Origin of the sequence: Microbacterium sp. NPDC091382 (assembly GCF_044757025.1) — a bacterium.
Lineage (GTDB): Bacteria > Actinomycetota > Actinomycetes > Actinomycetales > Microbacteriaceae > Microbacterium.
Map to the genome: position 1 here is coordinate 1,476,371 of NZ_JBIVUD010000001.1, position 26,336 is coordinate 1,502,706.

Annotated in this window: 29 protein-coding genes; 23 read left to right on the forward strand and 6 right to left on the reverse strand. The window is 69.6% G+C overall.

Annotated elements, in window-relative coordinates:
• Nucleotides 1-9: 9 nt before the first annotated feature.
• Nucleotides 10-822 (forward strand): 4-hydroxy-tetrahydrodipicolinate reductase, encoded by an 813-nt coding sequence (dapB, locus tag ACIQLK_RS07165; protein ID WP_400363740.1) that lies wholly within the window; start codon nucleotides 10-12, stop codon nucleotides 820-822.
• Nucleotides 819-1,268: a tetratricopeptide repeat protein gene (locus ACIQLK_RS07170; RefSeq protein ID WP_400363741.1), complete on the forward strand. Its 450-nt coding sequence runs from the start codon at nucleotides 819-821 to the stop codon at nucleotides 1,266-1,268. The genes dapB and ACIQLK_RS07170 overlap by 4 nt, the downstream gene beginning before the upstream one ends.
• Nucleotides 1,269-1,283: 15 nt before the next feature.
• On the opposite strand, the gene ACIQLK_RS07175 is transcribed toward ACIQLK_RS07170, so the two are convergent.
• From ACIQLK_RS07175 to ACIQLK_RS07190, 4 genes are all read right to left on the reverse strand, one after another.
• On the reverse strand, nucleotides 1,284-2,174 hold the full coding sequence (locus tag ACIQLK_RS07175; protein WP_400363743.1) for a TIGR01777 family oxidoreductase: 891 nt from the start codon (nucleotides 2,172-2,174) through the stop codon (nucleotides 1,284-1,286).
• Nucleotides 2,167-2,592 (reverse strand): OsmC family peroxiredoxin, encoded by a 426-nt coding sequence (locus ACIQLK_RS07180; RefSeq protein ID WP_400363745.1) that lies wholly within the window; start codon nucleotides 2,590-2,592, stop codon nucleotides 2,167-2,169. Before ACIQLK_RS07180 ends, ACIQLK_RS07175 begins: the two co-directional genes overlap by 8 nt.
• Before the next feature lie 94 nt (nucleotides 2,593-2,686).
• A complete protein-coding gene (locus ACIQLK_RS07185; RefSeq protein WP_400363747.1) occupies nucleotides 2,687-3,253 on the reverse strand; it encodes a DUF4395 domain-containing protein in 567 nt (188 codons plus the stop codon).
• Nucleotides 3,246-3,683, reverse strand: a complete 438-nt coding sequence (locus ACIQLK_RS07190; RefSeq protein WP_400363749.1) for a TlpA family protein disulfide reductase — start codon at nucleotides 3,681-3,683, stop codon at nucleotides 3,246-3,248. Before ACIQLK_RS07190 ends, ACIQLK_RS07185 begins: the two co-directional genes overlap by 8 nt.
• Nucleotides 3,684-3,766: 83 nt before the next feature.
• Between ACIQLK_RS07190 and thyX the strand changes: the two genes are divergently transcribed.
• From thyX to dapF, 20 genes are all read left to right on the forward strand, one after another.
• Complete coding sequence (thyX, locus tag ACIQLK_RS07195; protein ID WP_400363751.1) at nucleotides 3,767-4,510, forward strand: FAD-dependent thymidylate synthase; 744 nt, start codon at nucleotides 3,767-3,769, stop codon at nucleotides 4,508-4,510.
• Between the two features lie 27 nt (nucleotides 4,511-4,537).
• A complete protein-coding gene (locus ACIQLK_RS07200) occupies nucleotides 4,538-5,290 on the forward strand; it encodes an SDR family NAD(P)-dependent oxidoreductase (protein ID WP_400363752.1) in 753 nt (250 codons plus the stop codon).
• 19 nt (nucleotides 5,291-5,309) lie between these two features.
• Entirely contained in the window at nucleotides 5,310-5,468 is a 159-nt protein-coding gene (locus ACIQLK_RS07205) for a hypothetical protein (RefSeq protein WP_400363754.1), read from the forward strand.
• 163 nt (nucleotides 5,469-5,631) lie between these two features.
• Nucleotides 5,632-6,609 (forward strand): 4-hydroxy-tetrahydrodipicolinate synthase, encoded by a 978-nt coding sequence (gene dapA / locus ACIQLK_RS07210; RefSeq protein WP_400363755.1) that lies wholly within the window; start codon nucleotides 5,632-5,634, stop codon nucleotides 6,607-6,609.
• Nucleotides 6,606-8,282 carry a ribonuclease J gene (locus tag ACIQLK_RS07215; protein ID WP_400363756.1) on the forward strand — a complete coding sequence of 559 codons (1,677 nt, stop codon included), beginning with the start codon at nucleotides 6,606-6,608 and terminating at the stop codon, nucleotides 8,280-8,282. Before dapA ends, ACIQLK_RS07215 begins: the two co-directional genes overlap by 4 nt.
• A gap of 37 nt (nucleotides 8,283-8,319) precedes the next feature.
• Nucleotides 8,320-8,811 (forward strand): GNAT family N-acetyltransferase, encoded by a 492-nt coding sequence (locus ACIQLK_RS07220; RefSeq protein ID WP_400363757.1) that lies wholly within the window; start codon nucleotides 8,320-8,322, stop codon nucleotides 8,809-8,811.
• A 57-nt stretch (nucleotides 8,812-8,868) separates the two neighbouring features.
• Nucleotides 8,869-11,577, forward strand: a complete 2,709-nt coding sequence (locus ACIQLK_RS07225; protein WP_400363758.1) for a DNA translocase FtsK — start codon at nucleotides 8,869-8,871, stop codon at nucleotides 11,575-11,577.
• Nucleotides 11,578-11,608: 31 nt separating this feature from the next.
• The gene (pgsA, locus tag ACIQLK_RS07230) at nucleotides 11,609-12,175 is read left to right on the forward strand and encodes a CDP-diacylglycerol--glycerol-3-phosphate 3-phosphatidyltransferase (protein ID WP_400363760.1); all 567 of its coding nucleotides are present in this window, start codon (nucleotides 11,609-11,611) and stop codon (nucleotides 12,173-12,175) included.
• Nucleotides 12,175-12,711: a CinA family protein gene (locus ACIQLK_RS07235; protein WP_400363895.1), complete on the forward strand. Its 537-nt coding sequence runs from the start codon at nucleotides 12,175-12,177 to the stop codon at nucleotides 12,709-12,711. The genes pgsA and ACIQLK_RS07235 overlap by 1 nt, the downstream gene beginning before the upstream one ends.
• Nucleotides 12,712-12,860: 149 nt before the next feature.
• Nucleotides 12,861-13,181, forward strand: a complete 321-nt coding sequence (locus tag ACIQLK_RS07240; protein WP_400363761.1) for a helix-turn-helix domain-containing protein — start codon at nucleotides 12,861-12,863, stop codon at nucleotides 13,179-13,181.
• A gap of 7 nt (nucleotides 13,182-13,188) precedes the next feature.
• Complete coding sequence (locus ACIQLK_RS07245) at nucleotides 13,189-13,410, forward strand: DUF3046 domain-containing protein (RefSeq protein ID WP_400363762.1); 222 nt, start codon at nucleotides 13,189-13,191, stop codon at nucleotides 13,408-13,410.
• A 227-nt stretch (nucleotides 13,411-13,637) separates the two neighbouring features.
• Entirely contained in the window at nucleotides 13,638-14,693 is a 1,056-nt protein-coding gene (gene recA / locus ACIQLK_RS07250) for a recombinase RecA (RefSeq protein WP_400363763.1), read from the forward strand.
• A gap of 2 nt (nucleotides 14,694-14,695) precedes the next feature.
• Nucleotides 14,696-15,409 (forward strand): regulatory protein RecX, encoded by a 714-nt coding sequence (locus tag ACIQLK_RS07255; protein WP_400363765.1) that lies wholly within the window; start codon nucleotides 14,696-14,698, stop codon nucleotides 15,407-15,409.
• Nucleotides 15,410-15,473: 64 nt separating this feature from the next.
• Nucleotides 15,474-16,394: an ATP-binding cassette domain-containing protein gene (locus ACIQLK_RS07260; protein WP_400363767.1), complete on the forward strand. Its 921-nt coding sequence runs from the start codon at nucleotides 15,474-15,476 to the stop codon at nucleotides 16,392-16,394.
• On the forward strand, nucleotides 16,391-17,269 hold the full coding sequence (locus tag ACIQLK_RS07265; RefSeq protein ID WP_400363769.1) for an ABC transporter permease: 879 nt from the start codon (nucleotides 16,391-16,393) through the stop codon (nucleotides 17,267-17,269). The genes ACIQLK_RS07260 and ACIQLK_RS07265 overlap by 4 nt, the downstream gene beginning before the upstream one ends.
• 49 nt (nucleotides 17,270-17,318) lie before the next feature.
• Nucleotides 17,319-18,875 carry a tRNA (N6-isopentenyl adenosine(37)-C2)-methylthiotransferase MiaB gene (gene miaB, locus ACIQLK_RS07270; RefSeq protein ID WP_400363771.1) on the forward strand — a complete coding sequence of 519 codons (1,557 nt, stop codon included), beginning with the start codon at nucleotides 17,319-17,321 and terminating at the stop codon, nucleotides 18,873-18,875.
• Nucleotides 18,876-18,879: 4 nt separating this feature from the next.
• Nucleotides 18,880-19,791, forward strand: coding sequence for a tRNA (adenosine(37)-N6)-dimethylallyltransferase MiaA (miaA, locus tag ACIQLK_RS07275; RefSeq protein ID WP_400363772.1), 912 nt, complete (start codon nucleotides 18,880-18,882; stop codon nucleotides 19,789-19,791).
• Nucleotides 19,792-19,851: 60 nt separating this feature from the next.
• On the forward strand, nucleotides 19,852-20,706 hold the full coding sequence (locus ACIQLK_RS07280) for an alpha/beta fold hydrolase (protein ID WP_400363773.1): 855 nt from the start codon (nucleotides 19,852-19,854) through the stop codon (nucleotides 20,704-20,706).
• Entirely contained in the window at nucleotides 20,699-21,277 is a 579-nt protein-coding gene (locus ACIQLK_RS07285) for a TetR/AcrR family transcriptional regulator (protein ID WP_400363775.1), read from the forward strand. The genes ACIQLK_RS07280 and ACIQLK_RS07285 overlap by 8 nt, the downstream gene beginning before the upstream one ends.
• 38 nt (nucleotides 21,278-21,315) lie before the next feature.
• Nucleotides 21,316-22,182, forward strand: a complete 867-nt coding sequence (dapF, locus tag ACIQLK_RS07290; protein ID WP_400363777.1) for a diaminopimelate epimerase — start codon at nucleotides 21,316-21,318, stop codon at nucleotides 22,180-22,182.
• Nucleotides 22,183-22,188: 6 nt separating this feature from the next.
• Here dapF and ACIQLK_RS07295 read toward each other — a convergent pair whose 3' ends face one another.
• Nucleotides 22,189-22,830 carry a class I SAM-dependent methyltransferase gene (locus tag ACIQLK_RS07295; protein ID WP_400363778.1) on the reverse strand — a complete coding sequence of 214 codons (642 nt, stop codon included), beginning with the start codon at nucleotides 22,828-22,830 and terminating at the stop codon, nucleotides 22,189-22,191.
• A 78-nt stretch (nucleotides 22,831-22,908) separates the two neighbouring features.
• Here ACIQLK_RS07295 and hflX point away from each other — a divergent pair, with 78 nt between their 5' ends.
• Entirely contained in the window at nucleotides 22,909-24,423 is a 1,515-nt protein-coding gene (hflX, locus tag ACIQLK_RS07300) for a GTPase HflX (protein WP_400363779.1), read from the forward strand.
• 12 nt (nucleotides 24,424-24,435) lie between these two features.
• Here the strand turns inward: hflX and ACIQLK_RS07305 are convergent, their stop codons facing one another.
• A complete protein-coding gene (locus ACIQLK_RS07305) occupies nucleotides 24,436-26,331 on the reverse strand; it encodes a prolyl oligopeptidase family serine peptidase (RefSeq protein WP_400363781.1) in 1,896 nt (631 codons plus the stop codon).
• Nucleotides 26,332-26,336 lie beyond the last annotated feature (5 nt).

Sequence of the window (26,336 nt, forward strand, 5' to 3'; positions counted from 1 at the left end):
GCTGGAGGCATGACGACGCGCGTGGCCCTCGTGGGCGGGACCGGCAAGCTCGGCAGCATCATCGCCGAGGTCCTCGACGCGACGGACGGCTTCGAGACGGTCGCGGTCCTCGGTTCGTCGAGCGATCTCTCCGAGATCGACGCCGCCGACCTCGTGGTCGACGCGTCGACCCCGGCTGTGTCGATCGACGTGGTCCGCGCCGCGATCGAGCGCGGCAAGAACGTCCTCGTCGGGACGTCCGGTTGGTCCGCGGAGCGCATCGCGCTCGTCCGTCCCCTGGTGGATGCCGCGGGCACCGGCGCCGTCTTCATTCCGAACTTCTCGCTCGGCTCCGTCATCGGGACCGCTCTGGCCGCGGCATCCGCCCCGTTCTTCCCCTCAATCGAGATCGTCGAGACGCACCGTGAGACCAAGGTCGATTCGCCGAGCGGCACCGCCGTCCGCACGGCGGAGCTGATCGCCGCCGCCCGTTCGGAGGCCGGTCCTGTCGAGGCGCCTCACGTCGATCAGCGCGCCCGCGGCCAGCAGATCGCGAGCGTCCCCGTGCACTCCCTCCGCCGGCCCGGTGTCGTCGCGCGGCAGGAGACGATCCTGTCCGGCCCGGGCGAGTCCCTCAGCATCATCCACGACACGATCGATCCCGCCGCGGCCTATGCTCCCGGCATCCGTGTCGCCCTCGCCGCGGCGCGCGATGCGTCGGGCGTCGTCGTGGGGCTGGACTCGATGATCGACATCGGGCTGCGGTTGCCGCAACCGGCCCGGACCGCCCCCGTCGCCGATGGCGACGCATCGGACCAGGCCGCGACGGCGACAGCCCGATGAGGACGCGAATCGGTGTCGCGATCGTCGCCGTCGTCCTCGTCCTCTACATCGCCCTCGTCGCGCAGCGCGCCGTCCTGCTGGTCACGAGCGGCGACGCCGTGGGTGTCGCCATGGGGGTCGCCCTCGTGCTGCTGCCCGTCGTCGCGGTGTGGGCTCTGTGGCGCGAGCTGAGCTTCGGCGCCGGTGCCGAGCGTCTCGGCCGGCGGCTCGAGGCGGAAGGCGGCCTGCCGACGGAGGAACTGGCGCTCCGACCCAGCGGCAGGCCGGTCCAGTCCGACGTCGACGCGCTGTTCCCCTCCTACCGCGACGCGGTCGAGGCCGACCCGGCGGACTGGCGGGCCTGGTACCGGCTCGGGCTGCTCTACGACGGCGCGGGCGATCGTCGGCGCGCCCGTGGGGCGATCCGAAGCGCGATCTCGCGCGAGCGGGCCGAGCGCCGCCGCTGAACGATCGCGCGCGGCTCAGACGGCTGCGGCGACGGCATCCTCAACGGTCGGGTGGTGGAACTCGAACCCGGACTCGAGGAGGACCGCCGGCACGACGTGCGAGTCCGTGGCAAGAAGCGCGTCGACCGCGTCCTTTCCGAGGACCAGCCGGATCGCCCACAGGGGCGCACGGAGCAGGTACGGGCGGTTCAGGCGCCGAGCGAGCGCGAACCCGAGGTCGTTCGCCGTGGCGCGTTCCGGCCCGGTGAGGTTCACGGGCCCCGTGATGCCGCGATCCATGACGTGACGGATGCCGCGGATCTCATCGTCGAGCGAGATCCACGGCCAGACCTGGGTGCCGCGACCGAGCGGTCCCGACAGGCCGAGCTTGGTGAGGAGCAGAAGCGGCTTCAGCACGCCGTCGCGGTGCACGACGGGCGCGGTGCGCAGGAGCGCCGTACGAGCGCCCGATGCCACCGCGGCGGCTTCCCACTCGCCGCAGAGTTCCGACAGGAACGCATCGCCGCGCGGCCCGGTCTCGTCGAATGTGCGTCCACGACCATCAGGCGGGTAGTAGCCCGACGCCGATGAACTGACGAACAGGGGTGCGTCGTGGCCGAGTTCCCGCAGCGCGCGGGCCAGCGTCTGCGTCGGGTGCAGTCGCGACCAGACCAGTTGCTTCTTGTAGGCGGCCGTCCACGGGAACCGTCCGATGGTCGCGCCGTTGAAATTCACGACGGCCTCCGCTCCGGTGAGCACCCGGGGATCGAGCGGTTTCTCACCCGGCGCCCAGGTGACCTCGTCCGGTCCCTGCGCGGGGTGGCGGACGAGGCGCGTGACGCTGTACCCGTCGGCGGTGAGCGAGTCGATGAGGGCGCGCCCGATGAGGCCGGACGCGCCCGAGACGACGACGCGACGCTCAGGCAAGCGTCGCCTCGAGCGTGATCTCGATGCCCGAGAGAGCGGCCGAGACGGGGCATCCCGTCTTCGCCTCGTTCGCGATGCGGGTGAAGTCCTCGGCCGAGAGGCCGGGGACGGACGCGCTGACGTTCAGGTGCGAGCCGGTGATGCCGGTGCCGGGGATGAAGGTGACGGATGCCGTCGTCTCGACGCTCTCGGGCGGGGTGCCGTTCTCGGCCAGCGCGTTCGAGAGAGCCATGCTGAAGCACGACGAGTGGGCCGCGGCGATGAGCTCTTCGGGCGTGGTCACCGAGGTCGACCCCTCACTGCGGGCCTTCCAGTTCACGGGGAGAGGGCCCTGGTTGGAGCTTTCGAGGGCGACTTCGCCCGACCCTTCGAACAGGGTGCCCTTCCAGCTGGTGGTGGCTTCGCTCGTGACGCTCATGGTGTCTCCTCTGTCGTGGTCGTGACGGAACGCTGCCGAGCATAAGCCGCCCGGTTCGGAGCGGGATATGTCTTGACGCAGCGGCCGAGGAGCGTCAGGCGGTACGGCCCACGAGCCCGACGCGCTGCAGGAGCAGCCACAACTGGCATCCGAGGCACAGGCCGAAGACCGCGTTGAGGAACGCGGCCATGAACGCCAATCCCGCCACGATCGGCAGCGCCAACGGGACACCGAGGACGTGCAGCATGAGCCCGACGGCCGTGACGAACAGCCCGACCCCCTGTGCGAAGCGCGGTGGGCGCGGGTCCTCGAGGTCGGTCGGGGGAGCGAGCCGCGCCTGGACCGCCCGCCGGTAGAGCGCTCCCCACGGCGCGGTGCGCGGTGAGGCGACACCCCAGAGGAAGAGCAGCGCGACGATGAGGACGGCGATGAAGCCGGGGTCTGCGACGCGGGCTCCGACCGGCGTCATCTCGATCGCCCAGGCCGTCCCGCCGACGAAGGCGAAGTCCCCGAGGGGCTGATAGGCGAACCAGCCGAACGACGCCGAGGCCCGAGTCGAGATGCCCAAGAGAGCGAGCAGCGTCGCGATGAGCAGCAGAACAGCCGTGATGGATGCCGCGAAGCGCGGCCCCCGGGGATCGATCCCGCCTGCCTCAGGCACGCTCCGCCCCCGCCGTCACGCGGTCGAGCTCCATCTCGACGACCTGACGTCCGGGCACACCGCCGAAGCGCGAGCGCACCTGGCCGTGTCGGTCGAGGATGAGGGTCGTCGGGGTCTGCAGGACGCAGAAATGCTGCGCGATGTCCACACGGTGCGTGAGATCGACGTTCAGGTGCAGGACACCGTCGCGGTCATCGGCGATCTCGCGGAGCGTGCGATGGACGCCGGGGCACCGGCTGCACATCTCGGTGCTGAACTGCAGCAGTGTGGCCGTTTCGCCGAGCCGTTCGGCCCCGAGGCGGGTCGGCTCCACGACCTCGCGCGGGTCGAAGGGGCGCGGCCGATTCTGCCGCCACCGCAGGACCAGACCGATGCCGACGGTGGCCGCGAGCAGCGCGCTCAACAAGAGGATGGCGGGAAGGAGATCCATGACCGCTCCACAGTAGTCCCGCGCGCTCGGGCACGGGTGGCGCGGGGTCATGTGTGACGGTCCCGGCGGGTAGTGTGTGAGCCGTGAGTGAGCGACCCGAAGGCCCCGAGATCGAGTTCCGCAGCGATGTCACGGTCGAGTTGGTGCGCTCATCGGCATCCGACAGTGACGTGCTGTTCGCGGCACGCGTCTCGACCCAGGGCGAGCAGACGCTCGCCGCGGCCGCCGACGGCTCCGAGGCGACCGACCGCGACCGCGGGCTCATCAACTACCTGATGCGCGATCGTCACGGCTCGCCGTTCGAGCACAACTCGATGACCTTCTACGTGCAGGCGCCGATCTTCGTCTTCCGTGAGTTCATGCGCCACCGGATGGCGTCGTACAACGAGGAGTCGGGCCGCTACCGCGAGCTCCGCCCCGTCTTCTACGTGCCGGCCCCCGAGCGGAACCTGGTCCAGGTCGGCAAGCCCGGCGCGTACCAGTTCCTCCCCGGCTCCCAGGAGCAGGTCGATCTCGTCGCCCGCGAGACGCGCGAGGCATCCATCGCCGCCTTCGAGAGCTACCAGCGGATGCTCGATTCCGGCATCGCGCGCGAGGTCGCCCGCATCGTCCTGCCGCTGAACATCATGTCGTCGATGTACGTGACGGTGAACGCCCGCTCGCTCATGAACTTCCTGTCCCTGCGCACCATGCGCGAGGGGACGCACTTCCCGTCGTTCCCGCAGCGCGAGATCGAGATGTGCGCCGAGAAGATGGAGAACGTGTGGCAGGAGCTCATGCCCCTGACGTACGCCGCCTTCAACAAGAACGGCCGCGTCGCCCCCTGACCGTCGACGCGTCCTAGGCTGACGCGCATGACACGCACCGCACTCGTCACGGGCGCGAGCTCCGGCATCGGAGCCGAGTACGCCCGCCAGCTCTCCGCACGTGGCGCCGACGTGGTCCTGGTGGCGCGCGACGACGAGGCTCTCGCTGCGCTGGCTGCGGAGATCGAGGATCGCGGCGGCCGGGCCGAGGTGCTCGTCGCGGATCTCCTGGACCCCGATCAGCGCCGCCGTGTCGAGGAGCGACTCGAGCGGGGCGTCGACCTCCTCGTCAACAGCGCGGGATACGGGCTGTCCCTGGGGTTCGCGTCGAGCGACGTCGAGGACGAGGCCCGTCATCTCGAGCTGCACGTCGAGGTGACGATGCGGCTGACCCGGGCGGCGCTTCCCGGGATGCTCGCGCGCGGCCGCGGCCGCATCCTCAACATGGCCTCGGTCGCAGGCCTGATCCCGCGGGGGACCTATGGTGCGGCGAAAGCCTGGGTCGTGAGCTTCAGCCGCTGGGCGAACGCGGTCTATGCCCCGAAGGGCGTGACGGTGACGGCCGTCTGCCCGGGCTTCGTGCACACGAACTTCCACGAGCGCCTCGGTCTGCCGCCGGGGGAGGAGGGCGTCGCTCCGTGGATGTGGCTGACGGCCCCGCAGGTGGTGCGCGAATCGTTGGCGGATGCCGCGCGCGGCCGATCCGTCAGCATCCCCTCCCTGCGGTACAAGCTGCTCGTCGCCGCATCGCGGCTGCTGCCCGACCGTCTCGTGGTCGCCGCCGCCTCCCGCGGCCGCTGACGGAAAAGCCCGTTCCGGCGTGCGCCGCGCCGCGGCGACGCTCGGCTTCACGACGCTCAGGTTCGACGCCGCTCTGATCCTGCACGACTGGCCCACCGTCGAAGCCGCCATCCTCGCGGTCCTGAAGCGAGGCGATCACGAGTCCGACGTCGGCCGGCGCGTCCGGGCGTCCTCCTGACGCACCGGCGGTCGCAGAAGACCGATCGTCGTCACCGACACCCCGTCACGGCGTCGTCGACCCCGGCGTGCCGCCACCCCGGCCGGTCTTCCGCGACGCCCGACGCCGCACCACCGACCACATCGAGCACGGCCGACGGACCCCGACCGGTACCCTGGGAACCATGACGCACTCCGCCAATCCGTTCGGTCAGGTGCTCGTCGCGCTCGTCACTCCGATGACAGCCGACGGCGAGGTCGATTGGAAGGCCGTTGAGAAGCACATCGACGACGTCATCACCGGCGGCGCCGACGGCATCGTCGTGACCGGGACGACCGGGGAGACCAGCACGCTGACGGATGCCGAGAAGCTGAAGCTCGTCGAGGTGGGCAAGTCCGTCTCCTCGGGTCGCGCCAAGATCATCACGGGTGGTGGCTCCAACGAGACCGCCCACGCGATCGAGCTCTACAAGGCGAGCGAGAAGGCCGGCGCCGACGGCATCATGATCGTCACGCCGTATTACAACAAGCCCACGCAGGCCGGCATCCTGACGCACTTCCGCCTCGTCGCCGACGCGACGGACCTGCCGGTCATCCTCTACGACATCCCGGGCCGCACGGGTGTGCCCATCACCTACGAGACGATCCTGCGCCTCGCCAAGCACCCGAACATCCTCGCCGTCAAAGACGCGAAGGGCGACTTCAGCGAGGTGAGTCGCGTGCTCAACCAGACCGACCTCCTCTACTTCTCCGGCGACGACGCGAACGTCCTGCCGCACCTCTCCATCGGCGCTGCGGGCCTCATCGGCGTCACGGCGAACATCACGTCCGCTCCGTACCGCGTGATCGTGGATGCCGTGAACCGCGGTGACCTGAAGACCGCGACCGCCGCGCACCGGAAGCTCGAACCCCTTGTCCGCGCCGTCATGACGCACGTCCCGGGCACCGTCAGTGCGAAGTACATCCTTCACGGCCTCGGCCGGATCTCGAGCCCTCGGGTGCGCCTGCCGCTCGTCGGCCCGGAGGAGTGGGAGGCCGCCCTCATCGAGGACGAGCTCGCCCTCGTGAAGGACGTCGACGGCGCCGACTTCTCCAATTTCCGACCTGATCGCAATGCCGCCGCCGGCGGCGCCCTTCCGAAGGTGCATGGAACCACTCGATGAGCAACACCGTCTCCGCCCCGAACCCGCTCGATCCCGGAACCCTCCGGGTCACTCCCGTCGGCGGGCTCGGTGAGGTCGGTCGCAACATGACCGTCTTCGAGTTCGACGGCAAGCTGTTGATCGTCGACTGCGGCGTCCTCTTCCCCGAGGAGCACCAGCCCGGCGTCGATCTGATCCTGCCCGACTTCGAGGCGATCCGCGGTCGCCTCGACGACATCGTCGGCGTCGTCCTCACGCACGGCCACGAGGACCACATCGGGGCGGTCCCGTACCTGCTCAAGCGCAAGGGCGACATCCCCCTCATCGGATCTCAGCTGACCCTCGCGCTCGTCGAGGCGAAGCTGAAGGAGCACCGGATCAAGCCGTACACGCTCACGGTGAAGGAGGGGCAGCGCGAGCAGGTCGGGCCCTTCGACCTCGAGTTCGTGGCGGTCAACCACTCCATCCCCGACGCCCTGGCCGTCGGCATCCGGACCCCCGCAGGCCTCGTCCTGGCGACCGGCGACTTCAAGATGGACCAGCTGCCGCTGGACGGCCGTCTCACCGACCTCCGCGCGTTCGCGCGTCTCGGCGAGGAGGGGGTCGACCTTTTCCTCGTCGATTCCACCAACGCCGATGTCCCCGGATTCACGCCGCTGGAGCGTGCCATCGGGCCGGTGCTCGACCAGGTGATCGGCAAGGCGCCGCGCCGCGTGATCGTCGCGAGCTTCTCGAGCCACGTGCACCGCGTCCAGCAGGTCATCGACGCTGCCGCCGCGCACGGCCGCCGCGTCGCCTTCCTCGGCCGGTCGATGGTCCGCAACATGACGATCGCCGAGCAGCTCGGGTACTTGAACGTGCCCGACGGCGTACTCATCGACTACAAGAAGGCCAAGGACCTCCCCGACGACCGCATCGTCTACATGTCGACCGGTTCCCAGGGCGAGCCGATGGCCGTCCTGTCGCGCATGGCGAACCTCGATCATGCGATCGAGCCGGGGGAGGGCGACACCGTCATCCTCGCCTCGAGCCTGATCCCCGGGAACGAGAACGCGGTCTACCGCGTCATCGACGGGCTCACGAAGCTCGGAGCCAACGTCGTCCACAAGGCCAATGCGAAGGTCCACGTCTCGGGCCACGCCGCGGCGGGCGAGCTCCTCTACTGCTACAACATCCTGCAGCCGAAGAATGTGCTCCCGGTCCACGGCGAGTACCGCCACCTGATGGCGAACGCGAAGCTCGCCCAGGACAGCGGCATCCCGGCAGAGAACACGATCATCGCCGAGAACGGCACCGTCATCGACCTGAAGGACGGCGTGGCGACCGTCGTCGGACAGCTCGACCTGGGCTTCGTCTACGTCGACGGATCGTCCGTCGGCGAGATCACGGATGCCGACCTCAAGGACCGGCGCATCCTCGGCGAGGAGGGCTTCATCTCCGTCATCGTGGTGGTGGATGCCGCGTCTGGCCGTATCGTCACGGGTCCCGAGATCCACGCCCGAGGGTTCGCAGAGGACGACGCCGTGTTCGATTCGGTCAAGCCGAAGATCGCGCAGGCGCTGACCGAGGCCGCGCAGTCGGGCGTGCGCGACCAGCACGCCCTGCAGCAGGTCGTGCGTCGCACGATCGGTCGTTGGGTGAACCAGTCTCTGCGCCGTCGCCCGATGATCGTGCCGATGGTCATCGAGGCCTGATCCCCTCGAGCATCGCCCCGCCCGTTACGATTCGGGCATGCCCGCATCCTGGACGGTCCGCCCTGCCGTGCAGGCCGACGGCGTCTTCCTGGGCGAGATGGTCGTCGAGGCCGCCAACTGGCGGCCGGGCCCGCCGCGTCCGCGTCACGAGGTGCTCGCGGACCCCGACCACAGCCGCTACCTCGCGGGGTGGATGCGACCCGGGGACGTCGGCTTCGTCGCCGCCGCCGGGCCTCAGGACATCGGGGCGGCCTGGTACCGGACCCTCGCTCCGGACGACCCGGGTTTCGGCTACGTGGGGAGCGGCGTACCCGAGCTGATCATCGGCGTCACACCGCTTTGGCGCTCCCACGGCGTCGGCCGCGCCCTCTTGCGCCGGCTGTGCGACGCCGCACGCGCGGAGGGTCGGGCGCGGATCTGCCTCTCGGTGGAGCGCGGCAACTTCGCGCAGGTGCTGTACCGCTCTGAGGGCTTCGCCGTGACGCGGAGCGGGATCGGCCGCGACACGATGGTCAAGCGCCTCGGCTGAGGCCGAAACCCGCGTCAATCCGCCGACATGTCGGGGATGCCGCATACCGTGGAAGCTATGCCCAGGAGCAGCAGTCCGACCAGCAAACCCCGCGCGTCCGCGTCGGGCTCCTCGGCGCGGACGAAGAAAGCCGAACCGACCGCGAAGCGCAAGGCCGAGCCGGCCCCGCGTCGGTACGTCGACGACGTCGACCGTCCGCCCGTCGCCGTCCGTGCCTGGCTGGGTCTCGCGCACGTCGCGGGCGGCATGTTCCGGGCCTTCGGGTCGGAGTCCCTCGAGAAGGATCAGCGACGCGACGGATTCCCCTTCCTGCTCGTCCTGATGGCGGTCGCCGGTGCCGTCGTCGAGTGGTTCCTCATCGGGACCGACGTCGGTACGAACATCAGCGCCTACAGCGTCGGTGCGCTCATCGGCCGCGAGGCCTTCGTCTTCCCGGTCATCCTCCTCCTGCTCGCAGGCTGGCTGTTCCGGCATCCGCCGTCCGTTCACGACAACGGTCGGATCGGCATCGGTGCAGGGCTCTTCGTCCTCGTGGTCGCGGGGTTCTGTCACGTCGCCGGAGGCCGCCCCCAGCCCAGCGAGGGTCTGGTCGCCCTCAGCGGTGCGGGCGGACTCTTCGGGTGGGCGATCGGCGAACCCCTCACGGTCCTGACGGAGATCGGCGCCGGCGTCGTCCTCGGTCTGCTGGCGCTCCTGAGCGTCCTCATCCTCACGAAGACGCCGCCGAATCGCATCGGCCAGCGCCTGGGAGATCTCTACGCCTGGATGTTCGGCGCGGAGCGTCCGGAGCACGACGCACGGGCCGCGAAGGGCGACACCGGCCCCACGGTCGCCTTCGACGCGGCGGACGACGACGGCGATTCGCTGCCGTGGTGGCGTCGCAACAAGTCGGGCCGCGAGGAGGACGCCGACGGTGGTCTCGGGGCGGACGACCTCACGGCGCTGCTCGAGGCGAGCGGCGACGGCAGCTTCGACAACCCCGTCACCACGCCGACTCCCGCCGTCATGCCCGACGCGGTCACGGAGATCATCGCGCCCCCTGCCCCGCGTACACCGGGCCGCAAGCGCGACGCAGCGCCGGACGCCCCTCCTGTCCCTCCCGTCCCCGATTTCGTCGCCGCGAACCTCGACTCCGTCGACCCGGATGCCGCGGACTACCTGCTCCCGTCCGCCGACGCTCTGGCGGCAGGAACCCCGCACAAGGCCCGTTCCGAGGCGAACGACGCGATGGTCCGCGCGATCATGGGCGTGTTCGAGCAGTTCTCGATCGACGCGAAGGTGACCGGCTTCTCGCGCGGTCCGACAGTGACCCAGTACGAGATCGCGCTCGGATCCGGCGTCAAGGTCGAGCGGATCACGGCCCTCACGAACAACATCGCCTACGCCGTCGCCTCCAATGAGGTCCGCATCCTCGCGCCCATCCCGGGCAAGAGCGCCATCGGCGTCGAGATCCCGAACACCGACCGCGAGATCGTCACGCTCGGCGACGTCCTGCGGTCCCCGAACGCTCAGCAGGCGACGCACCCGATGACGATCGGCATCGGCAAGGACGTCGGTGGCGGATACGTCGTCGCGAACCTCGCGAAGATGCCCCACCTGCTCGTCGCCGGCTCCACGGGCTCGGGCAAGTCGAGCTTCGTGAACTCGATGATCACGAGCCTCCTGATGCGCGCGAAGCCGTCCGATGTCCGCATGGTCCTCATCGACCCGAAGCGCGTGGAGCTCACGTCCTACGCGGGCGTGCCGCATCTCATCACGCCCATCATCACGAACCCGAAGAAGGCGGCCGAGGCGCTGCAGTGGGTCGTGAAGGAGATGGACATGAGGTACGACGACCTCGCGTCGTTCGGCTTCCGCCACATCGACGACTTCAACCGGGCAGTGGTCGCGAACGAGATCCAGCTCCCCGCGGGCAGCGAGCGGGTTCTCAAGCCCTACCCCTACCTCCTCGTCGTCGTCGACGAGCTCGCCGACCTCATGATGGTCGCCCCGCGCGACGTCGAGGACTCGATCGTCCGCATCACGCAGTTGGCCCGCGCCTCCGGCATCCACCTCGTCCTCGCGACCCAGCGACCTTCGGTCGACGTCGTCACCGGTCTCATCAAGGCGAATGTGCCGTCCCGTCTCGCGTTCGCCGTGACGAGCGTCACCGACTCACGGGTCATCCTCGATCAGCCCGGTGCCGACCGGCTCATCGGGCAGGGTGACGGCCTCTTCCTCCCCATGGGTGCGTCCAAGGCGGTCCGCGTCCAGGGTGCGTGGGTGGCCGAGAAGGAGATCGAGAAGGTCGTCAGCCACGTCAAGAACCAGGCGCGTCCCGAGTACCGCAAGGACGTCGAGGCGATCGTCGAGAAGAAGGAGATCGACGCCGACATCGGTGACGATCTCGAGCTCCTCCTCGCGGCGGCAGAGCAGATCATCACGACCCAGTTCGGCTCCACGTCGATGCTGCAGCGCAAGCTCCGCGTCGGCTTCGCGAAGGCCGGCCGGCTCATGGACCTCCTCGAGGCGCGCGAGATCGTCGGGCCGTCCGAAGGCTCCAAGGCGCGTGATGTGCTCGTGACGCCGGATGAGCTTCCCGCCGTCCTCGCCCGATTGCGGGGCGAAGAGCCCCCCGAGGATGCCGCGCCCGCCGCCCCTTCCCCCGCGACGGCGGTTGCCACCGACCCGTACGGCCCCGACGCGGTGACGGAGCAGTTCGAGGGCTACGAGGTCGCCGAGGCAGAGGGTGACGAGGATGCCTGGGGTCTCACGGGTCGCGACTGATGCCGCTCGTGCGGGTCGGTAGGCTCGTCCCGTGACGATCCCGCGGCAGCTGCCCAACGCCATCACGATCGTGCGCATCCTCTGCGCACCCGTGTTCGTGTGGCTCCTCCTCGCCGACGGCGGCGCGGACGGGGCCCTGCGGTGGTGGGCGGGCGTGCTCTTCATCGTCGCGATCGCCACGGACGGCATCGACGGCTACCTCGCCCGCCGCTATGAGATCGTCACCGATCTCGGGAAGCTGCTCGACCCCATCGCCGACAAGGTTCTGACGGGGTGCGCGTTCGTCGTCCTCTCGATCATCGGCGAGCTTCCGGTGTGGGTGGTCGTTCTCGTGCTCGTGCGCGAGGTCGGAATCACCGTCCACCGCCTCGTCGTGGCCACCGACCACGTCGTCGCGGCGGCGTGGATGGGCAAGCTGAAGACCGTCGCACAGGCGGTCGCCCTGTCGCTCGCATTGCTGCCGCTGTGGACCGTCGTGGGGGAGTGGATCCACGTGGTCGACGCCTTCGTCATGACGGTCGCCGTCCTCCTCACGGTCGCGAGCGGGATCGATTACGTCGTGACCGCCGTCCGAGCGCGCCGGGTCCGCAGCGCATGATGCACCGGACGCCGTCGGAGCTGCCGGACGAGCTCGAAGAGACGGCCGTTGCGCGTGGGCCCCGGTCCGATTCCGAGCGACTCGTAGAACGCCTCAAGGAACTGGGCTGGACCCTCGGCGTCGCCGAGTCGCTGACCGGCGGTCTCGTGGCGGCATCCGTCGTGTCGGTCTCGGGGGCCTCCGCAGTGTTCAGGGGCGGGATCGTCGCGTATGCGACGGATCTCAAGGCGCGTCTGCTCGGCGTCGACGAGACACTGCTGGATGCTCATGGCCCTGTGCATCCGCGCGTCGCGCGTCAGATGGCCGAGGGCGTCCGTCGTGCCGTCGGAGAGGACGAATCCGCAGACGTGGGTATTGCGACGACGGGGATCGCGGGTCCGGTCTCCTCCGATGGGCAGCCCGTCGGCACCGTCCACATCGCGGTGTCCACGCCGTTGGGTTCGCGGGTCGAGTCGCTCGCGCTGGACGGCGACCGCGATGAGATCCGCACGGCGGCAGCTGCACGCGCGATCGCCCTTGCAGTCGAGGCGCTGTGACCGGGGAATAGCCTGTGTTCCGAGCACGTTACGTCTCCGTGATTCCCATCCATTCCCCAGCGCCCGGGGTCTAGGGTGACAGCGAACGTGTTGTACCGTGGTTCCCCCGCAAGGGCTTCGGTGGATCGCAGCAGAGGGAGGGCCCACGCATGATCCTGGTTCGTCAAGAGATCGGTGACGTGCTTCGCGACTTCCGTCTGCAGAAGGGTCACACCCTCCGGCAGGTGTCGGGCAAGGCGAGCGTCGCTCTCGGGTACCTCAGCGAGGTGGAGCGCGGTCAGAAGGAAGCATCGAGCGAGATCCTCGCGGCGGTAGCGGAAGCCCTGGATGTGCCGATCTCGGCCATCATGCGCGAGGTGGGCGAGCGCATCTCGGTCTTGGAGGGTCTGCATTCCCTCACCGACGTCGTTCCGGACGACCTCGCTTCACTGGGCGACGATATCCCCGCACCTGAGCTGTCGCTGCGCTGACCACCCGATGCGTCATAGCGAATTCGATCGCGCCGTCGCCGACGAGTTCGGAGCGGGAGGTGCGGCCCTCGTGTCCGATCTCGTGCTGACCGACGTCGGCAACCGCACGGCGCGGGAGGCCCTCGCCGCCGGTGTCGCGCCGCGAGAGGTCTGGCACGCGCTGTGCGCGGAGACCGACGTGCCGGTGGCGCGCCGTCATGGTGCCGGCAGGCTGGATCCGCGCCGCTGACACGGCGTGTCGCATCGAAGATGCGTTCGAGAGCGGCGTAGTCTCCTACACAGCGGGTGTCGTATGCACGTCATCCACGAGAGCGGGTGTTCCGCCGGCAATGTCGGAGGTCGCCCCTAGCGTGAACGACGTCAGATGACACCCCCGCCCTGTCGCAGCATCCGATCCGTCGGTGACGAGCGCGACAGCCTACGGGCGACGGAACCGCGAGCACGAAGGAGCACGACATGCCATCACCTGCCGACCGCGAGAAGGCCCTCGAATCGGCCCTCGCCCAGATCGATCGTCAGTTCGGCAAGGGATCGATCATGCGATTGGGAAGCGACGAGCGCGCTCCCGTCGAGGTCATCCCGACCGGTTCGATCGCGCTCGACGTCGCTCTCGGCATCGGCGGTATCCCGCGCGGCCGCGTCGTGGAGATCTACGGTCCGGAGTCCTCGGGTAAGACGACGCTGACGCTCCACGCCATCGCGAACACGCAGCGTGCCGGTGGCATCGCGGCCTTCATCGACGCCGAGCACGCACTCGACCCGAGCTACGCCGAGAAGCTGGGCGTCGACATCGACGCGCTCCTCGTCTCGCAGCCCGACACGGGTGAGCAGGCACTCGAGATCGCCGACATGCTGATCCGTTCCGGTGCCATCGACCTCGTCGTGATCGACTCCGTCGCCGCCCTCGTCCCCGAGGCCGAGATCAAGGGCGAGATGGGTGATTCCCACGTCGGTCTCCAGGCTCGTCTGATGTCGCAGGCTCTCCGAAAGATCACCGGTGGTCTGAACCAGACCAAGACGACGGCGATCTTCATCAACCAGCTCCGCGAGAAGATCGGCGTGTTCTTCGGCTCGCCCGAGACCACCGCCGGTGGCAAGGCGCTCAAGTTCTACGCGTCTGTGCGACTCGACATCCGCCGCATCGAGACCCTGAAGGACGGATCCGAGGCTGTCGGTAACCGTACCCGCGTGAAGGTCGTCAAGAACAAGATGGCCCCGCCCTTCAAGCAGGCCGAGTTCGACATCCTCTACGGCGTCGGCATCTCCCGTGAGGGAAGCCTCATCGACTTCGGCGTCGAGCACGGCATCGTCAAGAAGTCGGGCGCCTGGTACACCTACGAGGGTGAGCAGCTGGGGCAGGGCAAGGAGAACTCGCGCAACTTCCTGCTGAAGAACACCGATGTGGCTGCCGAGATCGAGACGAAGATCAAGCAGAAGCTCGGCATCGGCCAGTCGAAGCAGACAGAGGATGCCGCAACGTCCGACGAGCTGGCGGCTCGCCGTCCGGCCTGATCATGACGGACTCGAACGGGGGCGAGCGCGAGTCGCTCGCCCCCGTCATCCCACTCTTCGGCCAGCGGAGCGAGACCACTGATCCGGTCCGCTCCGACGCTGACGACTCTCAACCGTGGCACGCCACCTGGATCGCGGAACGCACCGCATCGGAGCGGTCCGCGGCACGCGCCGCGCACCCGTCGACGGGTACGGTGCCGGTCGTCGCCCCGGCTGGCGAGGACACACAGGCGGCGGCCGCCGAACGAGTCCTGCTGCGCAAGCTCCGGACGAGGTCGCTGTCGATACGTGAAGCCCGCTCCGTGCTCGGCGAGCACGAGCTCGACGATGCGGAGCGCGAGGGCATCGTCGAACGGTTCCTCTCGCTGGGATACCTCGACGACGCCGCATTGGCCGAGCAACTGATCGATAAGGCGACCTCGCGCAAAGCGCAGGGACGCATGGCGATCGCGCAGAGCCTTTCGCAGCGCGGCATCCCCCGCGAGGTCATCGACGAGGCGATGGCCCAGCTCCCCGACGATGAGGCCGAACGAGCGCTCGAGTTCGCGCGCTCGAAGGTGCGCGGGCTCGAGGGACTCGACCGAGACACCGCGCTCCGACGTCTGGCCGGGCAGCTGGCTCGGCGGGGCTACGGCTCGGTCGCCTTGTCCGTCGCCCGCCGGGCGCTGGACGAGACTGCTGCTCCGGCCCGGCATGGGGTTCGCTTCGAACCGTGACTCTCGACGCGTCCTTCTGACAGACTCGCCCTACCCCGCACGGGGCGGGCGGAGGAGTGTGCGCATGGCGATCGAGGTCGACGGTCTCGTGAAGTCCTACAAGACCGTCACCGCAGTGGACGGCGTCTCTTTCGAGGTGCCCGACGGCCAGCTGTTCGCATTCCTCGGCGCGAACGGGGCCGGCAAGTCCACGACGATCGGCTGCCTCACCACCCTTCTCCGCGCCGACGCGGGGACCGTCCGTGTCGCGGGTCACGACGTGTCGACGCACAGCGAGCAGGTGCGGGCGCGTATCGGGGTGGTCTTCCAGCGCTCGCTGCTGGATGACGACCTGACGGTCAGGGAGAACCTGGCACTCCGTGCGACGCTGTCCCTCATCGATCGACAGCGCTTCTCGAGGAGACTCGGCGAACTCTCCCTCCTCATCGAGCTCGAGGACGTCCTCGACCGTCCCTACGGTCGGCTGTCGGGCGGACAGCGTCGTCGAGCCGACATCGCCCGTGCGCTCATGCATGAGCCATCGATCCTCTTCCTCGACGAGCCGACCGCGGGTCTCGACCCCGCCAGCCGTGTCGCGGTGTGGGCGGCCATCGACCGCCTGCGCTCCGAGCGCGGGCTCACCGTCTTCCTCACGACCCACTACATGGCCGAGACCGAGGATGCGGATCAGGTCACGATCATCGACGCGGGTCGCGTCGTCGCGAGCGGAACGCCCACCGAGCTGCGCGCGCGACACAGCCCGAGCGTCCTCACGATCACGACGCGTGACCCCGACGCGATGACGGGTCTCGCCGCTCGGGGCGGCCTGAGCGCGCGTCGCGACGGCGGCATCCTCACGATCGAGGTCCCTGATGCGCGTGCAGCGCGCCATCTGCTGGTTGCGCACGGCGACGACGTCCTGGACTTCGAGTTCCGGCACGGCCGGATGGACGATGTCTTCCTGGCGCTGACCGGCCGAGGCATGCTCGATCAGGACGCCGCGTGAGGGTCGTTTCGGCGATCGTGCGCCGCAACCTGACGCTCTTCTTCCGCGACCGGATGAACGTCTTCTTCTCGCTGCTGAGCGGTCTCATCCTGTTCTTCCTCTACACGCTGTTCCTGGCCAAGCTGCAGGTCGACGGGCTGGAGCGCTCCCTGCCCCGCGCGTCCCGGAGCGACATCGAGGCGTTCGTGGACAGCTGGATGCTGTCGGGCATCGTGCTCCTCACGACCGTCACTTCGGGGATCGGAGCCGTCTCGGTGTTCGTGGACGACCGCGCCTCCGGCCGGTTCGCCGACTTCCTCGTCGCCCCCATCCGTCGCGCGCAGCTGGTACTCGGCTACCTGCTGTCCTCGGTCTGCGTGGCGGTCACCATGTCGGGCATCATCCTCGCCCTCACCGTGCTCGAGCTCGGGTTCGTCCGCGGGAGCTGGCTCGGCCCGCTCGAGATCATGAGGGCGGTCGGCGCGATGATGCTCTGCTGCGTCGCCTTCACGTCGCTCGGGGCATTCGGCGCCTCTTTCCTGAGAACCACCGGGGCCTACTCCGCGTTCTCGACGGTCGTCGGCACCGTCCTCGGTTTCGTCGCGGGGTCCTACATCCCCGTCGGCTCCCTGCCGGACGGTGTCGCGTCGACGATCAACGCACTCCCGTTCGCCCAAGGAGCCATGCTCCTGCGGCTGCCGTTCACCGACGACACCGTCCGCGCTCTTGCGGACGGGGACGCGGTTGCCATCAGCGACCTCAAGGAGACCTATGGCATCGATCTTCTCGTCGGGTCGAGCGTGGTCCCGGCAGGGGTTGCCGTTGCTGTCCTCATCGCGATCGCCGTCGTCTTCACCGGAATCTCGGCCGCCCGCATCCGTTCGCTTCTGCGCTGAGACGGCACGCGGCTTCCCGGAGGACAGCGACTCGTAGAATGGCCTGATCATGTCCAGCCCTTCCGCTGCCCCCACTCTCATCGCCCCGTCCGACGCCGCCGTCACGGTCGACGGTCGTGTTCGCACCTACGAAGTGCGGACGTTCGGGTGCCAGATGAACGTCCACGACTCCGAGCGTCTGTCCGGCTCCCTCGAGTCGGCCGGCTATGTCCGGGCCGACGCGGGCGTCGAAGCCGACGTTGTCGTGATCAACACGTGCGCCGTCCGCGACAACGCGGCGGGCAAGCTCTACGGCACCCTCGGGCACCTGAAGAGCCGAAAGGACAAGCACGAGGGCATGCAGATCGCCGTGGGCGGGTGCCTGGCGCAGATGGACAAGGATGCCGTCCAGCAGAAGGCCCCCTGGGTCGACGTCGTCTTCGGCACGCACAACATGGGGTCCCTCCCGAGTTTGCTCGAGCGAGCGCGCCACAACGGCGAAGCGGAGCTCGAGATCCTCGAGTCGCTCGAGGTGTTCCCCTCGACGCTCCCGACCAAGCGGGATTCCGCGCACAGCGGCTGGGTCTCGATCTCGGTCGGCTGCAACAACACCTGCACGTTCTGCATCGTCCCGAGCCTGCGCGGCAAGGAGAAGGACCGCCGTCCCGGCGACATCCTCAACGAGATCCGACTGCTCGTCGACGACGGGGCGATCGAGGTCACCCTGCTCGGCCAGAACGTCAACAGCTACGGCGTCGAGTTCGGCGACCGTCAGGCGTTCAGCAAGCTCCTGCGCGCCGCGGGGGAGATCCCCGGCCTGGAGCGCATCCGGTTCACCAGCCCGCACCCCGCGGCCTTCACCGACGACGTCATCGACGCGATGGCCGAGACCCCCGCCGTCATGCCGCAGTTGCACATGCCGCTGCAGTCCGGGTCGGACCGTGTCCTCAAGGCCATGCGGCGGTCCTATCGGAGCGAGCGGTTCCTCGGCATCCTCGATCGCGTGCGTGAGAAGATGCCGCACGCCGCCATCTCGACCGACATCATCGTCGGGTTCCCCGGCGAGACCGACGAGGACTTCGAGGACACGATGCGGGTCGTCGAGCAGGCTCGCTTCGCCGGTGCCTTCACGTTCCAGTACTCGATCCGTGAGGGCACCCCCGCCGCGACCATGCCCGGCCAGGTCCCGAAAGAGGTCGTCCAGGAGCGCTACAACCGACTCGTCGCCCTCCAGGAGCGGATCTCGCTCGAGGAGAACCAGGCTCAGCTCGGCCGCACCGTCGAAGTCCTCGTCTCCACGGGTGAGGGGAAGAAGGATGCCGCGACCCGGCGCCTGACCGGACGAGCCGAGGACAACCGCCTCGTCCACTTCGAGGTCCCCGAGGGCTCTCCGACGCCGCGGCCGGGCGATGTCGTCACGACGGTGATCACGCACGCCGCCCCGTTCCACCTGCTCGCCGACAGCCCGGACGGAGCGCCGCTGAGCATCCGTCGGACGCGATCGGGTGACGCATGGGATCGCGCACAGGCCGATTCCTGCGGCGTTCCCGTCCCAGCCGGCGACGCAGGTCCACGCGCTGTGTCGCTCGGCCTGCCGACGATCCGCACCGCGACGCCCGGACTCTGACTCCGTGGGCGCGGGGCGCCTCTGGGCGATCGTCGGGGCGACCGGCACGGGGAAGACCTCCCTCTCCCTCGACCTCGCAGAGGAGCTGGCCGGGGTCGGTCGGCCGGCGGAGATCGTGAACGCCGACGCCATGCAGCTCTATCGCGGCATGGACATCGGGACGGCGAAGATCGCCGTGTCGGAGCGCCGCGGCATCCCGCACCATCTGTTCGATGAGTTCGAGGTGACCGAGGACGTCGCCGTCGCCGTGTATCAGGAGCGGGCGCGCGCGACGATCCGTGACATCTTCGACCGGGGTGCTGACGCCATCCTCGTCGGGGGATCGGGGCTCTACGTCTCGAGCGTCGTCTTCGACTTCCGCTTCCCGCCTCGTGATCCGGCCCTCCGCTCACGACTGGAGGCGGACCTCGAGGCGCTCGGGGCGGGTGCGCTGATCGAGCGGATCCGCGCGGTGGATCCGGGGGCTGCCGACCGCCTCGATCCCCGGAACGGCAGGCGGGTCGCCCGTGCTCTCGAGGTGCTCCTCCAGGGGGCGGACACCCACGGGGCTGCCCTCCCAGAAGCCCCGGCGCTGTGGCATCCCGATACGGAACTCATCGGCGTTCATCTCGATCGCACGCACCTCGTCGAGCGTCTGGATGAGAGGGTCCGATCCATGTGGCGGGACGGTCTGCTCACCGAGGTCGACGCACTCCGCGCCAGGGGGCTCGAGGAGGGGCCGACCGCGCCCCGCGCCATCGGATACGCACAGGCACTCGCTCAGCTCTCGGGCCGGATGAGCGAAGAGGAAGCCGTCGCCGAGACCCAGGCGCTCACGCGTCGTTACGCGCGGCGCCAGGTCTCGTGGTTCAAGAGATATCCCGGTCTGCTCTGGGTGGATGCCGGGACCCCGGCATCCGCGCTGCTCCGGCCTTGACAAGCTAAAGCTAATAGCCGTAGCTTTTTCGTACCGAACACGATGTGGAAGGTGGCGGCGATGGTCGAGAAGCTACAGGTCGAAGGAGGCGAGATCGCCTTCGAGGTCTCCGGGAGCGGACCGCTGGTGGTCCTGGCGCACGGCATGGGCGACTCGCGGCGTTCCTATCGCTTCGTCGTGCCGGCCCTCGTCGAGGCGGGGTTCCGCGTCGCGAACGTCGACATACGGGGATGCGGCGAGTCGAGCGCCGCCTGGGGGAGTTACGCGCGCAGCGACATCGCGGGAGACCTCCTCGCCGTCATCCGTCGTCTCGGCGGTCCCGCGGTGATCATCGGGCAGTCGATCAGCGGCGGAGCAGGGACGATCGCCGCAGCTCGAGCCCCTCAGGATGTCGTCGGCGTCATCGAGCTCGCCCCGTTCACGCGCACGCAGAAGGTCGATCCGGTCGGACTGATCCGGCGCGCCCGACACCGGCGGGGCATGACGCGGTTGATGACGATGATGCTCCGCGGGAGCGTGACCGCGTGGCTGCGCTACCTCGACCTCGCCATTCCGCTCAAGCCCGCGGACTGGACGCAGGAGCAGGCGCACATCGCCCGACGGCTCGAGGACCCCGCGCGGATGGCCGGCCTCCGGGCGATGGGGAAGACGAGTCCCACCGACGCGGGGGAGCAGCTTCCCCACGTGACCGTGCCGGTCCTCGTGGTCATGGGAACCGCCGACCCGGACTGGGCGGACCCGCGCGCGGAGGGCGAGGGAATCGTCGCCGCGCTCCCCTCGGGTATCGGTCGGCTGGCGGTCATCGACGGGGCCGGACACTACCCGCACGTCGAACGCCCCGAGGAAGTCCTCGAGCTGGCGGTCCCGTTCCTCCGCTCGGCACTCCAGGCCCGGACGGGAGCGGCGGATGCCTAGGGCGGGCCTCGACGTCGATGCCGTCACCCGCGCCGCGGCCGAGCTGATCGACGAGCAGGGACTCTCCGCCCTCACGATGACGGCGCTGGCGGAGCGGGTCGGTGTGCGCCCGCCGTCGCTCTACAAGCACGTCCCCGGTGGGTTGCCCGATCTCATCCACCGGGTGGCGACCCTGGCGGCGCAAGAGCTCGCGGCGCTGTTCCGCGACGCGCGATCGACGCAGGGCGGTGCACCGTCTCTCACCGACGTCGCCGCACAGTTCCGGCGATACGTCACGGTTCATCCCGGCCGGTATGCAGCCACGAGCGCCGCGGAACCGACCGGTGACGACGATCCGCTCGCGATCGCGCTCCATGACAGTCTCGATGCTCTCGCCGGGGTGTTGGACCGGTACGGTCTGCCACGCCAGGAGCACGTTCATGCCATCCGCATGCTGCGCAGCGTCCTTCACGGATTCGCCGTCTTGGACGCCGCGCGCGGCTTCCGGATCGACGTCGACGTGGACGCGAGCGTCGCGTGGTCGCTGGATCTCATGGACGCCGGGCTCCGGTCAGCGCGACAGGCGCGCTGACCGGCGAAGCGGCATCGACCCGCGCCTAGACTGGGCGGGTGTCGACGATCGCATTCACGAAAGGCCACGGGACGGGCAACGACTTCGTCGTGGTCGCCGACCCCGACGGCTCGCTCCGCCTGACCGGCGAGCAGATCGCCGCGCTCACCGACCGTCGCTTCGGGATCGGAGCGGACGGGCTGCTGCGGGTCGTTCGTTCGGCCGCCATCGATGCAGGTGCCGACACCCCCGACGCCGAGTGGTTCATGGATTATCGGAACGCCGACGGCTCGATCGCGGAGATGTGCGGCAACGGGGTCCGCGTGTTCGTCAAATACCTCCTGAGCGCGGGTTACGCGACGCTCGCCGCCGGCGAGACGCTGCGCATCGGCACACGCGCCGGCACGAAGGCCGTGACGCTCGCCGACAACGGGTTCGAGGTCGACCTCGGCCTGTGGCGCCCGACGTCCGACGAGGTTCTCGTGCGCGCCCACGGTGTGAAGGTCGCGCGCCCCGGGCTGGGCATCGACGTCGGGAACCCCCACGTCGTCGTCGCTCTGTCGAGCGTCGACGAACTCGAGGGGGTCGACCTGACCGTTCAGCCGATCCTCGATCCGGCACCCTCGGCCGGCGCGAACGTCGAGTTCGTCGTCCCCGAGGAGCCTCTCGTGACGGACGGCGTCGGTGCGATCCGGATGCGGGTGTTCGAGCGAGGCGTCGGCGAGACGCTCTCGTGCGGAACCGGGGTAGCGGCATCCGCTCTCGCCGTCCGGCACTGGGCCGGTCCCGGCGCGCCGGACCGTTGGACCGTCGACGTTCCCGGCGGGCGCCTCGGCGTCCGCGTCGTCCGGACCGATGCCGGCGAACGGGTCCTGCTCTCGGGTCCCGCGTCGCTCGTCTTCTCGGGCGAGATCGCACTCGCCTGACGCGCGTCAGATGACGGGGATCGTCCCCGTCGCAGGCGTGCCGTGCCGCCGCACCTTCAACACCCGGAAGCCGCGACCGGTCGCCGCGCGCGTGACGGAGTAGCCGCGGTCCAGGGATGCCGCGAGCCACCGCTGCAGCGAGTCGGAACCGAGGTTGCGCTGCACGACGAGCCAGGCGTCGCTGCGCTCGGCCAGTCGCGGGATCCAGGTCTCGAGAAGCCCGTGGAGGACGTCCTTGCCGACGCGGATGGGCGGATTGGACCGGATCGTGCGGAACGACACGTCCTCTGGAACATCCTGGGGGAGCACAGCGTTGACATTGTCGAGGCCGAGTTCCGCGGCGTTGCGGCGGACGAGGTCGAGTGCTCGCTCGTTGACGTCGACGGCCCAGACCGTTGCGTGAGGGGCGTCGATGGCGAGCGACAGCGCGATGGGGCCCCAGCCGCATCCGAGATCCAGCAGATGACCGCCCGCCGGGGGCGGGGGAGTGTTCGCCAGAAGCACCGCCGTCCCGCCGTCCACATGGTCGGGACTGAACACCCCGCCCGCCGTCGTCACCTCGACGTCGCGACCGGCGAGGGACACACGGATGCGACGGAGGTTCTCGGAGCTGGACGGGGACGCGCTGAAGTAATGGTCGCTCCCCATGCGACGAGCGTAGCGGAGGCGGTGCGAGCCGCGGGAAGCTAGAGTGCACGGATGGCCGCGAGGCCGCGAAAGGAACACATGACAGACACCACCACCCCTGCCGCGACGGACGAGCCGGTGGATCCGGTCGACCGCGTGCTCGCGCGAGCCGAGTCGCGTTCGGGGGTGCGCGTGTTCGGCGCCGCACAGGCGCTGCAGGACGAGAGCACCGTCGCCTACGGCGACACGGACGGCGACCAGTGGGATCGTGAGGAGCGCGCGGCGCTCCGCCGTGTCCCCGGGCTGTCCACCGAACTCGAGGACGTCACCGAGGTCGAGTACCGTCAGCTCCGCCTGGAGAACGTCGTCCTCGTGGGCGTGTACCCGCAGGGATCGACGGAGGACGCCGAGAACTCGCTCCGCGAGCTCGCCGCACTCGCCGAGACCGCCGGCGCCGTCGTCCTCGATGGTGTGCTTCAGCGGCGCCCGCATCCCGATCCCGCCACCTACATCGGCCGCGGCAAGGCGTCGGAGCTCCGCGATCTCGTCGTCGCCGTGGGCGCCGACACGGTCATCGCCGACACCGAGCTCGCCCCCAGCCAGCGGCGCGCGCTCGAGGACGTCGTCAAGGTCAAGGTCATCGACCGCACCACCGTCATCCTCGACATCTTCAGCCAGCATGCCAAGAGCCGTGAGGGCAAGGCGCAGGTCGAGCTCGCCCAGCTGGAATACCTCCTTCCGCGGTTGCGCGGCTGGGGTGATTCGATGAGCCGGCAGGCGGGTGGCCAGGTGGGTGCAGGCGGCGCGGGCATGGGTTCCCGCGGTCCGGGTGAGACGAAGATCGAGCTGGATCGCCGCCGCATCCGGACCCGTATGGCGATGCTGCGACGTCAGATCCGCGACTACAAGCCCGCCCGTGAGGCCAAGCGTGCCGAGCGCAAGCGCAACACGATCCCCTCCGTCGCGATCGCGGGGTACACGAACGCCGGCAAGTCGAGTCTGCTCAACAAGCTGACCAGCGCCGGTGTGCTCGTGGAGAACGCACTCTTCGCGACACTGGACGCCACGGTCCGCCGTGCGCAGGCTGCTGACGGTCGCGTGTATACGCTCACCGACACGGTCGGCTTCGTGCGGAACCTCCCGCACCAGCTCGTCGAGGCGTTCCGCTCGACGCTCGAGGAGGTCGGCGACGCCGACGTCATCGTCCACGTCGTCGACGGATCCCATCCTGATCCGGCCGCACAGCTGGCGACGGTCCGCGACGTCATGGGTGACGTGGGCGCGCGCTCCACGAACGAGATCGTGGTGTTCAACAAAGCCGACCTCATCGATCCGGATACGCGTCTCGTCCTCCGGGGCCTCGAGCCGAAGGCGCACTTCGTCTCGTCCCGCACAGGCGAGGGGATCGCGGAGCTGCGCGCCACGATCGAGGATGCGCTGCCACTTCCGGCCGTCGAGGTCCACGCGCTCGTGCCGTACGACCGCGGTGATCTGGTGAGCGCGGTCCACGAGTCGGGTCACATCCTGTCCACCCGTCACGAAGAGGGCGGTACTGCCGTCCACGCGCACGTGTCCGAGCGTCTGGCTGCGGAGCTGGCGCCGTACGCCCGGTGACCGGCCCGGCGTTCAGTCGAGGGTGATCCTCGGCACGCCGGGCGTCTCGAACCCGAACACCCGGCCGAGGAAGGCGAGTTCCGTCTCGAGGGCATGGGCGACGGTCTCCGCGCGTCGGAAGCCGTGGCCTTCGCCCTCGTAGAGCACATAGGCGTGGGGCACACCCCGTTCGGCGAGGGCGTCACGGATCGCCTCGGCCTGTGTGGGCGGCACGACCGCGTCCTCGGCGCCCTGCAGGAGCAGCACCGGCACGCGGAAGCCTTCCGTGTGGCTGAGCGGGGACCGGTCCAGGTACAGCGACTCGGCCTCGGGGAGCGGTCCGATGAGGCCGTCGAGGTATCGCGCCTCGAAATCATGCGTGTCGGTCGCGAGGAGACGTGCGTCGCCGACGCCGTATCGCGAGATCCCGGCACCGAACACGTCGGTGCCGACCAGGGCAGCCAGGACCGTCCACCCGCCGGCGGATCCGCCGGCGATGGCCAGACGCGCGGCATCCGCTCGTCCCTCGGAGGCGAGGCCGGACGCCGCCGCAGCGACGTCGTCGCGATCGACGATGCCCCACTGCCCGCGGAGCCGATCACGGTAGGCGCGGCCGTAGCCGGTGGAGCCGCCGTAGTTCACCTCCAGGATGCCGATGCCCCGGCTCGTGAAGAAGGTGATCCGGCTGTCGGGGACGCCGCTCGTGTGGGCGGTCGGACCCCCGTGGACGTAGACGACGTACGGCGGACGTTCGCCGTCAGGAGCGGCGAATCCCGGGTTGGTGGGTGGGTAGTCGAAGGCGTGAACGTCGCCGTGCACCCCCGAGACAGTGAACGGGCGGGCGACCGGGACCCACTCGTCGCCGAGGCCGGACGGGGTGCCGACGACGAGCGAATTCTCGCCGTCCGCCGCGACCTCCCATATCCCCGTCGTTCCGGGGGCGGCTCCCGAGACCAGGACCCGGGAGCCGCGCACGTCCTCGATGACGGCGCGTGACCGCGGGGGGACGTCGGCGGGCCGGACGATGCCGTCGGCGCCGATTCGGACCACCTCGTCGGAGCCGTTCGTCCGGATGGCCACGATGTCGCCGTCCCCGCGCAGGGCATACCACTTGGCGCCGAGGACCCACAGTCCGCCGCCCGTGTCGGCATCCGCCGGTGCGATCGGCACGGCAGGACGGTCGGATGCCGCCTCCCACCGCCGGATGTTCCATCGCCCGGTCGCGTCGTCCACGTAGAAGAGGCGACCCGCGGCATCCCATTCCGGCTGGAGCGCCGCCGTGTCACCGGAGGTGACGGGGTGCCAGGTCGTGATGACGCCATCCGCGAGGTCGCCGACGCGGATCTCGGTGCGGTCCCACGGCATGTCGGGGTGGTTCCAAGCCACCCACGCGAGCCGGAGCCCGTCGGGGGAGAGCGCGGGCTGCGCGAGGAAGTCGCTTCCCGCCACGAGCTCGCGGGGTGAACCGCCGTCGAGGGCGACGGCGACGATCGAACGTCGCGGCACCGCGCCGCCGTCGTACACTTCGCGGACGGCCAGCAGCATCCCGCTCTGCCAGCGCAGGCCGCCGTGACGGGCGGCCGGATCCTCGGGGGTCAGAGGGAGGGGCTGTTCGCCGGGCCGCATCGACCAGATCCGCTGATCGGTCTTCTCCACGAAGAACAGGCGGCCGTCGTCGTCCGTCGTCCACGCCCCGCCGCCGTACTCGTGCACGCGGGAACGGGCGCTCCAGGGGGCGGGCAGCAGGTCTTCGACCGCGCCCCCGGCCGACCGACGCACGCTGCAGCGGCCGCCCTGGTCCGGGAGCGTCTCGCCCCACCAGATCTCGTCCCCCGCGAAGCGTGCACCGTCGTAGCGCGCCGCCGCAGCCGAAGCGTCCACAGCGGACAGGGGCGAGGTCCACGAACCGTAGGGGGCGATCGTCGTCATGCCCT

Coding starts and splice junctions, on each gene's coding strand:
- recA (WP_400363763.1), top strand. CDS start 13,638: ATGCCATCACCTGCCGACCGCGAGAAGGCCCTCGAATCGGCCCTCGCC.
- miaB (WP_400363771.1), top strand. CDS start 17,319: ATGTCCAGCCCTTCCGCTGCCCCCACTCTCATCGCCCCGTCCGACGCC.
- ACIQLK_RS07235 (WP_400363895.1), top strand. CDS start 12,175: ATGCACCGGACGCCGTCGGAGCTGCCGGACGAGCTCGAAGAGACGGCC.
- ACIQLK_RS07280 (WP_400363773.1), top strand. CDS start 19,852: ATGGTCGAGAAGCTACAGGTCGAAGGAGGCGAGATCGCCTTCGAGGTC.
- hflX (WP_400363779.1), top strand. CDS start 22,909: ATGACAGACACCACCACCCCTGCCGCGACGGACGAGCCGGTGGATCCG.
- ACIQLK_RS07255 (WP_400363765.1), top strand. CDS start 14,696: ATGACGGACTCGAACGGGGGCGAGCGCGAGTCGCTCGCCCCCGTCATC.
- ACIQLK_RS07240 (WP_400363761.1), top strand. CDS start 12,861: ATGATCCTGGTTCGTCAAGAGATCGGTGACGTGCTTCGCGACTTCCGT.
- ACIQLK_RS07190 (WP_400363749.1), bottom strand. CDS start 3,683: ATGGATCTCCTTCCCGCCATCCTCTTGTTGAGCGCGCTGCTCGCGGCC.
- ACIQLK_RS07285 (WP_400363775.1), top strand. CDS start 20,699: ATGCCTAGGGCGGGCCTCGACGTCGATGCCGTCACCCGCGCCGCGGCC.
- ACIQLK_RS07305 (WP_400363781.1), bottom strand. CDS start 26,331: ATGACGACGATCGCCCCCTACGGTTCGTGGACCTCGCCCCTGTCCGCT.
- ACIQLK_RS07180 (WP_400363745.1), bottom strand. CDS start 2,592: ATGAGCGTCACGAGCGAAGCCACCACCAGCTGGAAGGGCACCCTGTTC.
- ACIQLK_RS07225 (WP_400363758.1), top strand. CDS start 8,869: ATGCCCAGGAGCAGCAGTCCGACCAGCAAACCCCGCGCGTCCGCGTCG.
- ACIQLK_RS07220 (WP_400363757.1), top strand. CDS start 8,320: ATGCCCGCATCCTGGACGGTCCGCCCTGCCGTGCAGGCCGACGGCGTC.
- ACIQLK_RS07245 (WP_400363762.1), top strand. CDS start 13,189: ATGCGTCATAGCGAATTCGATCGCGCCGTCGCCGACGAGTTCGGAGCG.
- dapB (WP_400363740.1), top strand. CDS start 10: ATGACGACGCGCGTGGCCCTCGTGGGCGGGACCGGCAAGCTCGGCAGC.
- ACIQLK_RS07260 (WP_400363767.1), top strand. CDS start 15,474: ATGGCGATCGAGGTCGACGGTCTCGTGAAGTCCTACAAGACCGTCACC.
- ACIQLK_RS07295 (WP_400363778.1), bottom strand. CDS start 22,830: ATGGGGAGCGACCATTACTTCAGCGCGTCCCCGTCCAGCTCCGAGAAC.
- ACIQLK_RS07215 (WP_400363756.1), top strand. CDS start 6,606: ATGAGCAACACCGTCTCCGCCCCGAACCCGCTCGATCCCGGAACCCTC.
- ACIQLK_RS07170 (WP_400363741.1), top strand. CDS start 819: ATGAGGACGCGAATCGGTGTCGCGATCGTCGCCGTCGTCCTCGTCCTC.
- ACIQLK_RS07200 (WP_400363752.1), top strand. CDS start 4,538: ATGACACGCACCGCACTCGTCACGGGCGCGAGCTCCGGCATCGGAGCC.
- dapA (WP_400363755.1), top strand. CDS start 5,632: ATGACGCACTCCGCCAATCCGTTCGGTCAGGTGCTCGTCGCGCTCGTC.